We start from the raw sequence: 11,126 nt of genomic DNA on the forward strand, positions 1-11,126 counted from the left end.
TCTAAGGTTTCACTACCACAACCTCATCGGCTGCCGGGATGTGCATTTTCAATCGTTTACGGGCAATCTTTTCGACCCGTGCATGGGTCGCCCAGGTACTTTGCTCAAGTTGCAACCGCCCCCACTCCACTTCTATCGCATCGCGCTCGGCGCGCAGCATCTGCAGCGTCACAAACTGTTTTCGTGACGCGTATTTTGAATACACCACGCCGGTCGCCGTCAGCAGCAGACCAAAGGTCAATATCAGCAGCAACATCAACTGGCCCCGTGTCATGGCTTACGCTCCGCCACGCGCAACACAGCACTCCGCGCACGCGGATTAACTTCCACCTCCCGCCGGGAGGCTTTAACCGCCTTACCGATCAACGCGACGCGAGAATTGCGCTGCTGCTCGGTAACCGGAATGCCGGCAGGAAACCGATCCCCTCGCTCGGCGTCGCGCATGAACCGTTTGACAATCCGATCCTCCAACGAGTGGAAACTGATCACCGCCAGGCGCCCGCCAGGAACCAACACCCGCAGCGATTGATCCAGGCAATCCTTCAGATCATCCAACTCCCGGTTGATATGGATGCGAATCGCCTGAAAACAGCGGGTCGCCGGGTGCTTACCTTTCTCCCAGGCCGGGTTGGCGGCGGCAACGATTTCGGCCAATTGACGCGTCGTTTCAATGAGGTGCTCCGCCCGCGCCTCGACCAGGGCACGAGCGATACGTTTGGCAAACCGCTCTTCCCCGTACGTCTTGAACACGTGCGCCAACTCATCCACCTCGACCGTTCTCAACCAATCGGCGGCACTGACGCCGGAACTGTTATCCATGCGCATGTCCAATGGACCATCATTGAGAAAGCTGAACCCCCTCTCCGCCCGGTCGAGCTGTGGCGAGGAGACGCCCAGATCCAACAACACGCCACCGACCCGCCCGGCGTAACCGGCCTCTTCGACAAACTGCTCCAAGCGTGCAAACGAGCCCTGCTTGATGCTGAAGCGGTCATCCCCGGCAAACAGGCTTCGCGCACAGGCAATGGCATCGGGGTCTTTATCGATCGCCAACAGACGCCCGGCCTCACCCAACGCCTGCAATATCGCCTGACTGTGACCGCCGCGCCCGAAGGTGCCGTCCACATAGATCCCGTCCGGTGTAATATTCAGCGCCTCCAGCGCCTCGTTGAAGAGCACCGGCAGATGTGTGTCCGTGGCGGCCATAGCTATATCGAGAGCGTTTCGAAATCAGCCGGCAGATCGAGGTCATCCAGGTTCACCTCATCCAGCCAACCATCACGTTGACGATTCCAGCGCTCTTCATCCCACAGCTCGAACTTATTCCCCTGACCGATCAGTACCGTGTGTTTTTCCAGCTCGGCAAACTCCCGTAAGGCCGGCGGAAGCAACACACGGCCCTGGCCATCCATTTCAACCTCGGTGGCATGTCCTACCAGCAGACGCTGCAGATTGCGCGCCGCCTTATTAAAGGAAGGAAGTTTCATCAACTTGCGTTCAATCTCCTGCCATTCCGGCAGTGGATAGATCAATAGACAGTGATCCCGGTCTATCGTTACCACCAATTCCGAGGCACAACACTCCTGCAGCCGCTCACGATAGCGTGTCGGCACGGCCAAACGGCCTTTCGCATCCAGGTTGAGTCTGTTTACACCCCGAAACAATGAACGATCCCCCTTTTGGAATTCCTTTTTCCAGAAAAATCCACTTTTACCCACTTCCTCCCATAATAGGTACTCAAATTACTCCTTGTCAAGGAAATCACCCCACCAAAACAGGCGAAAGTTCCTTTAAAGACAGAGAGTTAGGAGCGCTACCCAGAGAGAAAAGTGAAGTACAAGGCAATAGAAAACAGGGCGATAAAATGTGGAGTTAAAGTAGAACATTAAGAGATATCGACTTTAAGTCCTATTTTCTTGTTCGTGACCCGGTCCATACCTAAGCACCACCTGTCGAACAAGCGCTCTTTCATGTCGTAACAGGGCCAAAGACGGCCGGACGATCCATCAAAGCGGGGAGCATATCTGCATCGAATGGGACAGGGGGGCTTTTGCGTTGTTTACAAGGCGCGCCGGCAGGAGGCGCTTCCTCACTCCTGCCGCCGCATCGTACTATGGGTGGGAGTCGGCCTGTAAGCCGGGTTCTGTCTTGAATGGTCATTCATCTGGGATGCACGTCGCCGTGCACCTCAAGCGACCTACCCGGGGACCGTGCGGACCACACGTGGCAACCGAAGCTGCCTGCCCCCCTATTTGGTCTTGCTCCGGGTGGGGTTTGCCCTGCCACTGCTGTTACCAACAGCGCGGTGCGCTCTTACCGCACCATTTCACCCTTACCATCCAACCCGAAGATCGGAGGCGGTATATTTTCTGTGGCACTTTCCGTAGGCTCACGCCTCCCAGGCGTTACCTGGCACCCTGTCCATCGGAGCCCGGACTTTCCTCCGCTTTTCGCAAAGCAGCGACCATCCGGCCGACTCCCGGCGTGGAGAGTAGTCCCATCACCCACCCTATGCAAGCCTAATCTGGCCAGTCATCCCTTGCCATCCGTAGGCAATACTCATAGTATTGACGGTTTTCTTGGCCATTTGCGTTTGAAGCAAAATAGGCCAGCGCCCGGTTTGGAGATCTAAGGATAACGACCATGTCGAATGCTTTAATGGCCACATATAAAAGGCTCCCCGTCAGTTTTGATCGGGGTGATGGGGTTTGGCTCTGGGATACCCAGGGCAAGCGCTATCTGGATGCCCTCTCCGGCATCGCCGTATGTGGTCTGGGTCACGCCCATCCTGCCATCCAAAAAGCGATCTGCGATCAGGCCGGCACGCTGCTGCATACCTCCAATCTCTACCAGATTCCGCTGCAGGAACAGCTGGGGGAGAAGCTGGTGGCGCTAGCCGGCATGCAACAGGCGTTCTTTGCCAACTCCGGCGCCGAGGCCAACGAAGCGGCGATCAAGATCGCGCGCTTTTACGGTAACCAGAAAGGTATCCAGAACCCCGCCATCGTGGTGATGGAGAAAAGTTTTCACGGCCGTACCCTGGCCACCCTGACCGCCACCGGCAACCGCAAGGTACAGGCCGGTTTTGAGCCGTTGGTACAGGGCTTTGTGCGCATTCCCTTCGGCGATATCGAGAGCCTGAAGCATGTGGCGGAAAACAGCCCGAATGTGGTCGCCGTATTGGTTGAACCGGTGCAGGGGGAAGGCGGCATCAATATTCCGGCCGATGACTACCTCACACAGGTGCGCCAAATCTGTCATGAACATGACTGGTTGATGATGCTGGATGAGATTCAGACCGGCATCGGCCGCAGCGGCAAGTTTTTCTCCCACCAGCATCAGGAGATCGTGCCCGATGTGATGACCCTGGCCAAGGCGCTGGGTAACGGCATGCCGATCGGCGCTTGCCTAGTCAGTGGCCGGGCCGTCGACCTGTTGGGTCCCGGCAATCACGGCACCACCTTCGGTGGCAATCCGCTGGCCTGCCGGGTCGGACTGACGGTACTGGAGACCGTGGAAAAATTCAACCTGGTGGCCCGGGCCGAGGTGTTGGGCGCCAAGCTGCTGGCCGATTTTGCCGACGCGCTGGCCGATGTAGCCGGCGTGGAAGAGATCCGCGGACAGGGACTGTTGATCGGTATCGAGTTGGATCGCCCCTGTGGCGAACTGGTCGGCACGGCCCTGGAGCAGGGTCTGCTGATCAACGTCACGGCCGACAGCGTCATCCGGCTGCTGCCACCGCTGATCATGAGCGATAAAGAAGCGAATCAACTGGTGGAGATTCTGTCGGGATTGATCCGGGATTTCTTAAGCGAGCAAGACGACTGAAGCGTTACAGGCAAGCAAGGTAGACGACTATGACAGCCCAAGCGACCCCACCCGTCAGGCACTTTCTCTCACTGTTGGACCTCACTCCGGATGAGTTACGTGCACTGGTCCAGCGGGCCAGCGAACTGAAGCGGATCCTGCGCGCCGGTGAGCTCTATGAGCCGCTGAAAAACCAGACCCTGGGCATGATCTTTGAGAAATCCTCTACCCGGACACGCATCTCATTTGAAGCCGGTATTACTCAGCTCGGCGGTCACGCCCTGTTCTTGTCATCCCGGGATACCCAGCTCGGCCGTGGCGAACCGATCGAAGACAGCGCCCGGGTCATCTCCCGGATGGTGGACTGCGTCATGATCCGCACCTTCGAGCATGACAAGGTGGAGCTGTTCGCCGCCCACTCCCAGGTACCGGTGATCAACGCCCTGACCGATCTGCTGCACCCCTGCCAACTGCTGGCCGATATGCAGACCTATTTCGAACACCGCGGTGATATCGCCGGCAAAACCGTCACCTGGGTGGGTGACGGCAACAATATGTGCCACTCCTACATCAACGCCGCCCGTCAGTTTGACTTCAAACTGAACATCGCCTGCCCGGAGGGGCATGAGCCGAATGCAGAAATTCTGCAGACGGCAGCCGGTCGCTGTCAGATCGTGCGTAACCCGATGGACGCCGCCAGCGGCGCCGACCTGGTCGTCACCGACGTCTGGGCCAGCATGGGCCAGGAAGAGGAGCAGCGGCAGCGTGAAGTGACCTTCGCCAACTACCAGGTCAATGATCAATTGATGGCCCAGGCCCAACCCGACGCCCTGTTTATGCACTGCCTGCCGGCCCATCGCGGCGAAGAGGTGACGGCCTCGGTTATCGATCGTGCAGACAGCGTAGTCTGGGATGAGGCGGAAAACCGCATGCACTCCCAAAAGGCGCTGCTGGAGATGCTGCTCTGCCGTTAACAGGTTGACGCCGCACTTTGCGACCCCGCAGGCGGCTAATCCTCCAGGCGGAATCCCACCTTGATCACCACCTGCCAGTGGGCCACTTTGTTGTCCACGACATGACCGCGCGTTTCCACCACTTCAAACCAATCCATATTGCGGATACTTTTCGCCGCCTGCTCCAGGGCGTTCTCCACCGCCTTGTCGGAACTCTCACTGGATGAACCCACCAATTCTATTTTCTTGTAGATATGCGAACTCATGCCGGAACTCCTTCCACTGATATTGAATAACGCTTAAACACAAAAAATACCGGGACAACTGTACCTTGCCCGCCTGCACCATCCGTGGCAAAGTCCCCGGCCTGAGACAAGGCAACCCGCGAGCTGACACCGTGAAACTCTCCTATCAAGACCTGGGACAGGGCATCTTCTGCATCGACACCTTCTATTATCGACCAAATCTGGATGGCTGTTATCTTATCCAGCAAGGCGATGAAGCGGCCCTGATCGATACCGGTACCTCACACGTCGCACCAGCGGTGATGGAGCTGCTGGCCATACGTGGCCTCGAGCCCGAGCAGGTTAAATATGTCATCCCCACCCATGTCCATCTCGACCACGCCGGCGGCACCGGACAGCTGATGGCCCTGCTACCGCGGGCACAGATGGTGATCCACCCGGTGGGCGCGCGACACATGAATCATCCGGAAAAGATCATCGCCGGCACCATCGCCGTCTATGGCGAAGAGGTATTCAAGGAGCGCTACGGCACCATCCTGCCGGTTCCGGAGGAGCGGACTATTGAGGCCGATGACGGCTTCGAGGTAGCACTCGAAGGACGCACACTGCGCTGCATCCACACCCTCGGACATGCGCGTCATCACTTCTGTATCTGGGACAAGCAGAGCCGCGGCCTGTTCACCGGCGACACCTTCGGCATGTCCTACCGGGAACTGGATACCGAGCAGGGACCGTTTATGATCCTGCCCTCCACCCCCATCGATTTCGATCCGGAGGCGTGGCACGAATCCCTTGACCGGTTGCTCACCCTCAATCCAACCCAGCTGTTTCTGACCCACTTCTGCCAGGTCGACCAGCCGGCCCTGCGCGCCAAGGCGCTGCATCAGGAGATCGATGACTATGTGGCCATCGCACAAAACGCCGGTGGCGATCAGCGCGAACAGCAGATTCGCGACAATCTGACCCGCTATTACCAGAAAAAACTCCGGGAGCACGGCTCTACGTTGAACGATCAGGAGATCGAAACGGTGCTCGGCATGGATATCGATCTCTGTGCCCAGGGATTGGACATCTGGCTCAAGCGCCGGGAAAAGCGAGGGTAACAGCGAATGGAGTTCTATCGACAACTGGCGTGCCACAGCGATGAAGCGCAATTACGGGAACTGCTCACCCTGGAACAGCTTCCACAGCTCTGCGGCTCGATCGACAGCCTGCTGGAACAGCAGGGCGACGGAGGGCGCATCTACTGTCTGTGGGGAAGCTTCCGGGTCAATCGGGAACCGATCAGAAACGGCGTTCGCTTTACCCTGCCCGGTTGTCCCAACGCCCTGGCCTGGACCATCACGGTGGAAGCGCAAAACGTCACCATCCACTGCACCATCAACCGCACCGATCACGATGCGGATTTTTTGGCGTCGATCGAACAGTTTGTCGATGATTGGCAGATCGGCCTGGCCGCGGCACTGCAGGCGACCCACTGATCCTCAGGAGGGGCGGGTGCTGTTCAGCTCCCAGCAGAAGGTGCAATCCAACTCCGCCAACACCTGTTCTAAGCCACCCTCACCTTGCTCCAGGATCAGCGCCAACGGCGCCTGACCGAGACGCCGGTGGGTCTGCCGCAACCAGCGACCGCCCATGGTGGGGTTGGTGGGATAACTGGTGTGTAGTGCCTGAGCAATGCGCCGCACATAATCGGCACGGCGCTGAATCTCCGGATCATCCGGCAACGCCTCGCTTTGGCCCAGACGGTTCAATTTTCTCAGCCGGGTCTCCGGCAGACCGAGGACAAAACAGACCTGCTCCATACCCAGTCGCCAAACCCGCAGGACCTCCATGGTCTCTTGAGTTTTGTGTATCGCGTGATTCATGGATACCGCATTCATGAAACAACCTCCCGCTACTTTAATTTCTTAGTGATTTACTAGGTTTTTAGTCTAGCACTTTTAGAATGGATTTACCTTAGGGCTCGCGCAAGAATAATTTCGTAGTACCGAGGGCACTCCTGGGCCCCTCCGGCAAGGCATGCTTTGCAGGCAATGGTCTGCTCCCTTGCCAAAAAGCGTAACGCTGCCGGAGGGGCCCAGGGGAGACCGAATACAGAAACTTATTTTTGTGCGAACCCTTACCCAAACAGCTGCCGCCACCAGCGACGCCGATTATTGGGTAGCACCCGAGTTGAGGGGAGATCGCAGGGCGGCAACTTGCTCAGCACCCAACCCGGCAACGGCGGATTGTTACTGTAGCCGCAGGAGACACCCAGATTGTGGGGATCGTAGATCTTGATAAAGGTCGGTTGTTGCAGATTGTCGGCATAAACGATGCCACAGTAATCCTCTTCGTGCTCACGGCGCAGGAATCGATCCATCTCATCGATAAAGCGGACCAACTCCTCCGCGCTCGCCGGCGTCTCCGGTGGCCCCTCCCCAACGGCGTAGATAAACCAGTCGGCACCCGGGTCGGCACGCAATAGCCCCCACAACGCGTCCAGTTGAGGCCAGCGTAGCGTGGAGGTAAAGCCTCCCCGAAAAGCCGACATGAATGCATTTTCTTCCACTACCCTGGGCCCCCAAACCTGACTTCCTGGAATATTGCTACAGTCTCCCATAGCCGTCGGATTATTTGTAATCAAAATGTATTAAGGGATTATAAAGAGCGGTCAGATCGGGGTATAATCGCTCCCCCTTTTCAGTCACCAAGTTTCACTACTATGAGCCAAGCTGACGCACTGTTTGAGACCAACCTGCCCCACCTGAAGCTGCTGAACCGCGGCAAGGTGCGGGATATCTTTGATATCGACGAGGGGCACATGCTGATCGTCGCCAGCGACCGCCTGTCGGCGTTCGACGTGGTGTTGCCACAGCCGATCCCCGGCAAGGGCGAAGTGCTGACCCGGGTCGCCAATTTCTGGTTCGGGCGCACTGCTTCGATCCTGCCCAATCACCTCTCCGATCTGCCGCTGGAGCAGGTGGTACCGGACGCGGACCAGCGCGCCATGCTGGGCGATCGCGCCATTGTGGTGCGCAAGCTGAAGCCGCTGCCGGTAGAGGCGATCGTGCGCGGTTATATCATCGGTTCCGGCTGGAAGGATTACCAGAAGACCGGCGAGGTGTGCGGCATCCAGTTGCCCGAAGGGCTACGCCAGGCGGATAAACTGCCGGAGCCGATCTTCACCCCCTCCTCCAAGGCCGAGGTGGGTGATCATGACGAGAACATCAGCTTCGATCAGATGATCGATCTGATCGGCGAGGATCTGGCCAACCAGGTACGGGAGGCGAGCCTGCGTATCTACAGCGAGTGCGCCGATTACGCCCTGGAAAAGGGAATCATCATCGCCGACACCAAGTTTGAGTTCGGCCTGGATGAGCAGGGCCGGCTCTATCTCATCGACGAGGTGCTGACCCCGGATTCATCCCGCTTCTGGCCGGCTGATCAGTACCAGCCTGGCATGAGCCCACCGAGCTTTGACAAGCAGTTCGTGCGCGACTACCTGGAGACCCTGGACTGGGACAAAACCCCGCCGGGGCCGGTTCTGCCGGAGGAAGTGATCACCAAGACCGCCGAGAAGTACCGCGAGGCGGAGACTATCCTGACCGGTCGCTGATTTCATCGGGGCAGAAGAGTCAAATTGGGTGGGCACTCGCTTTATCTGCCCACCCTATGAAGCTGTTATGATCACCCCAGCCCTCTCCTGGTAGGAGAGGGCGTTGGCGGCAGGCAGAGTGAGGAACGATGAAAAAGCGAACCACCCGCATCACCCTCTACAGCAGCCGCAACTGTGCGCATTGCCGACGCGCCAAGGCGTATCTGCAGGAGCACCATATCCCCTTCACCGAGCAAGATGTGGAGCGTAACCGACGCGCCCAACTCGATTTCATGCGCGCTGGTGGACGTGGCGTACCGCTGATCACGGTGGGCGAACAGCAGATCCAGGGGTTCGAACCACGCCAGTTGCAGCGGGCGTTGCGTCAGGCAGGATTTGATGTCTGAGACCCAGACGCCTGATAGCGGGACCCCCTACGCCGACCTGACCCCCGAAACCATTCTCTGTGCGTTGGAATCAGTTGGCTATCAACCGAGTGGCGGTATGCTGGCACTCAACAGCTACGAAAACCGCGTCTACCAGATCGGCATGGAAGAGGGACCACCGCTGGTGGCCAAATTCTATCGGCCGCAGCGCTGGAGCGATGCCAGTATTCAGGAAGAGCATAATTTCACCCTGGCGCTGGTAGCGGATGAGATACCGGTGGTCCCACCGCTGCAGAACGCTTCCGGTCAGACACTGTTTCACTATCAAGGCTACCGTTTTGCCCTGTTCCCACGCCGCGGCGGCCGCTGGCCGGAACTGGAAAACCCCGACAATCTGGAGTGGATCGGCCGCTTCATCGCCCGTATCCATCTGTTGGGTGCGGCCCAACCATTCAAACACCGCCCCACGATCGACCCGGATCAGATGGGCCGGGCATCGGCGGAGTACCTGCTATCCGAAGGGTGCATTCCCTTGGAACTGGAGTCGAGCTATCGCCGGGTCACCGATGCACTGCAACAGCGTATCGACGAGGCATTTTCCGCCACCCGGGAGTGCCGGGTGATCCGCCTGCATGGCGACTGCCATCCCGGCAATATCCTCTGGACCGAACTGGGGCCGCACTTTGTGGATATGGATGACTGCCGCAACGGACCGGCGATTCAGGATCTGTGGATGTTGCTGTCCGGCGATCGGCAGGAGATGGCGCTGCAACTGAGTTATATCCGCGAGGGCTATGAGACCTTCCGCGAACTGGATGGCCGCGAGGTGGCGTTGATCGAACCGCTACGCACCCTGCGTATGATCCATTACGCCGCCTGGCTGGCGCGGCGCTGGCAGGACCCCGCCTTTCCCCTGGCCTTCCCCTGGTTCCACACCCATCAATATTGGCAAGCGCATGTGGGAGAGTTGGAGCAACAGCTGCAGCTACTGGACGAACCGCCACTGCCGGTATATTAGAACCACAAAGAAAAAACCCCGGTCTATTAACCGGGGTTTCCTATTTTAAAACAAGAGCTTGGCTATCCGGCAACCCGCTTGGCGTCTTCTTCCACCTTATCCAGCATGGCAAATACCTTCTGGCTGCTCTCCTCCATCACATGAAACGCCTGCATCAGTGCCGGGTAATTCCGCTGTTCGCCACCCAGCAGTTCAAACACCCCTTTGGTTCCCTGATGAACCACCGAATGAGGTTGTTCGATCTGGCCATAGTGGTTGGAGTGGGAGAAGTACTCCTTCCCTTCGCCTTCGTAATACCATTTACCCAGACGGCAATTGTGATGATCGACAAAGTTAAATGCCGGCTCATTCATATTAACTGACAGGTAGGTGTTAACTTTCCACAGGACATGATCCAGCTTGGCCAAGCTGAGGAACACGCTATCGGTCATCAGGGTAACGTCATTGAAGTAGGATTGGACGCCGCCCCCCATCTTGCCCAGATCCTGCTGGAATCCGTTGACAGCGGTAGAGACCTTTTCCACCTTTTCGATCACCTGCACCGATGCCGCCGAGACCGACTTGACGTTGTCCTGCATCGCTTGGATCACATCGTTGATCTCGGTAATCGCCGACTGGGTCTTGTCGGCAAGCCCGCGTACCTCGTCGGCCACCACGGCAAACCCGCGTCCCTGCTCACCTGCACGAGCCGCCTCGATTGCAGCATTCAAGGCCAGCAGGTTGGTCTGTTCGGCAATGCCTTTAATCAGCGCCAGGATGGAGCTGATTTCTCCTGCCCGCGACGACATACCGGCCACCGATTCGCCGGATTCAGCCGACACCTTGGAGAGACTGTCCAGATCCGAAGTGATGGATTGAATATGGCTGGATAGCGTACTGAACTCACTGTTGATTTCACCGAATCCAGACAGCGAATGCTTGGCAGCACCGACCGATTCCGCCAGATTCCCCTGGATATCCACCAGCCCCAGTTTGATATTTTCATTCTCATAGCGCATCAGGCTGTCGAGCTGCGCTTCACCACCCGCCGTGGAGCGTAAACGCTCCATCTCGTCACTCTGGGCGGCCAGTTCAGTTTTATAGTGTTCAATCTCCCGGGAGAGTCTGGTGTTCTCCTCCTCCAGTGCGATCAAGCGT

14 protein-coding genes, 1 other RNA gene and 1 pseudogene are annotated in these 11,126 nt (G+C 57.9%); 7 read left to right on the forward strand and 9 right to left on the reverse strand.

Annotated elements, in window-relative coordinates:
- Position 1: 1 nt before the first annotated feature.
- From ftsL to rnpB, 4 genes are all read right to left on the reverse strand, one after another.
- A complete protein-coding gene (ftsL, locus tag ACQY5R_RS10560; protein WP_428607966.1) occupies positions 2-274 on the reverse strand; it encodes a cell division protein FtsL in 273 nt (90 codons plus the stop codon).
- The gene (gene rsmH / locus ACQY5R_RS10565) at positions 271-1,206 is read right to left on the reverse strand and encodes a 16S rRNA (cytosine(1402)-N(4))-methyltransferase RsmH (protein ID WP_428607969.1); all 936 of its coding nucleotides are present in this window, start codon (positions 1,204-1,206) and stop codon (positions 271-273) included. Before rsmH ends, ftsL begins: the two co-directional genes overlap by 4 nt.
- A 2-nt stretch (positions 1,207-1,208) precedes the next feature.
- Positions 1,209-1,664, reverse strand: coding sequence for a division/cell wall cluster transcriptional repressor MraZ (gene mraZ, locus ACQY5R_RS10570; protein WP_428607972.1), 456 nt, complete (start codon positions 1,662-1,664; stop codon positions 1,209-1,211).
- 452 nt (positions 1,665-2,116) lie between these two features.
- Positions 2,117-2,480: RNase P RNA component class A (rnpB, locus tag ACQY5R_RS10575), an RNA gene on the reverse strand.
- Between the two features lie 163 nt (positions 2,481-2,643).
- On the opposite strand from rnpB, the gene ACQY5R_RS10580 reads away from it, so the two are divergent.
- Together ACQY5R_RS10580 and argF are read left to right on the forward strand one after the other, a co-directional pair.
- Positions 2,644-3,828 carry an aspartate aminotransferase family protein gene (locus ACQY5R_RS10580; RefSeq protein ID WP_428607975.1) on the forward strand — a complete coding sequence of 395 codons (1,185 nt, stop codon included), beginning with the start codon at positions 2,644-2,646 and terminating at the stop codon, positions 3,826-3,828.
- 29 nt (positions 3,829-3,857) lie between these two features.
- Positions 3,858-4,781, forward strand: a complete 924-nt coding sequence (argF, locus tag ACQY5R_RS10585; RefSeq protein ID WP_428607977.1) for an ornithine carbamoyltransferase — start codon at positions 3,858-3,860, stop codon at positions 4,779-4,781.
- A 35-nt stretch (positions 4,782-4,816) separates the two neighbouring features.
- On the opposite strand, the gene ACQY5R_RS10590 is transcribed toward argF, so the two are convergent.
- On the reverse strand, positions 4,817-5,026 hold the full coding sequence (locus ACQY5R_RS10590; protein ID WP_428607980.1) for a dodecin: 210 nt from the start codon (positions 5,024-5,026) through the stop codon (positions 4,817-4,819).
- Positions 5,027-5,157: 131 nt separating this feature from the next.
- On the opposite strand from ACQY5R_RS10590, the gene ACQY5R_RS10595 reads away from it, so the two are divergent.
- Entirely contained in the window at positions 5,158-6,108 is a 951-nt protein-coding gene (locus ACQY5R_RS10595) for an MBL fold metallo-hydrolase (RefSeq protein ID WP_428607983.1), read from the forward strand.
- Between the two features lie 6 nt (positions 6,109-6,114).
- Positions 6,115-6,486 (forward strand): hypothetical protein, encoded by a 372-nt coding sequence (locus ACQY5R_RS10600; RefSeq protein ID WP_428607986.1) that lies wholly within the window; start codon positions 6,115-6,117, stop codon positions 6,484-6,486.
- Between the two features lie 3 nt (positions 6,487-6,489).
- Here ACQY5R_RS10600 and ACQY5R_RS10605 read toward each other — a convergent pair whose 3' ends face one another.
- Entirely contained in the window at positions 6,490-6,888 is a 399-nt protein-coding gene (locus ACQY5R_RS10605) for an antitoxin Xre/MbcA/ParS toxin-binding domain-containing protein (protein ID WP_428607989.1), read from the reverse strand.
- 239 nt (positions 6,889-7,127) lie between these two features.
- Positions 7,128-7,541: a hypothetical protein gene (locus ACQY5R_RS10610; protein ID WP_428607992.1), complete on the reverse strand. Its 414-nt coding sequence runs from the start codon at positions 7,539-7,541 to the stop codon at positions 7,128-7,130.
- A gap of 171 nt (positions 7,542-7,712) precedes the next feature.
- Between ACQY5R_RS10610 and ACQY5R_RS10615 the strand changes: the two genes are divergently transcribed.
- The 3 genes from ACQY5R_RS10615 to ACQY5R_RS10625 all read left to right on the forward strand — a co-directional run bounded on the left by ACQY5R_RS10615 (position 7,713) and on the right by ACQY5R_RS10625 (position 9,989).
- A complete protein-coding gene (locus tag ACQY5R_RS10615) occupies positions 7,713-8,606 on the forward strand; it encodes a phosphoribosylaminoimidazolesuccinocarboxamide synthase (protein ID WP_428607995.1) in 894 nt (297 codons plus the stop codon).
- 128 nt (positions 8,607-8,734) lie between these two features.
- Entirely contained in the window at positions 8,735-8,992 is a 258-nt protein-coding gene (locus ACQY5R_RS10620) for a glutaredoxin family protein (protein WP_428607997.1), read from the forward strand.
- Entirely contained in the window at positions 8,985-9,989 is a 1,005-nt protein-coding gene (locus ACQY5R_RS10625) for a serine/threonine protein kinase (protein ID WP_428607999.1), read from the forward strand. Before ACQY5R_RS10620 ends, ACQY5R_RS10625 begins: the two co-directional genes overlap by 8 nt.
- A 62-nt stretch (positions 9,990-10,051) precedes the next feature.
- On the opposite strand, the gene ACQY5R_RS10630 is transcribed toward ACQY5R_RS10625, so the two are convergent.
- Positions 10,052-10,462 carry a CZB domain-containing protein gene (locus ACQY5R_RS10630; protein ID WP_428608188.1) on the reverse strand — a complete coding sequence of 137 codons (411 nt, stop codon included), beginning with the start codon at positions 10,460-10,462 and terminating at the stop codon, positions 10,052-10,054.
- Positions 10,463-10,501: 39 nt separating this feature from the next.
- Positions 10,502-10,726 (reverse strand): annotated as a pseudogene (locus ACQY5R_RS10635) (methyl-accepting chemotaxis protein); the annotation flags it as partial.
- Between the last annotated feature and the right edge of the window lie 400 nt (positions 10,727-11,126).

The sequence above is a fragment of the Sedimenticola sp. genome (genome assembly GCF_050289425.1).
Lineage (GTDB): Bacteria > Pseudomonadota > Gammaproteobacteria > Chromatiales > Chromatiaceae > Sedimenticola.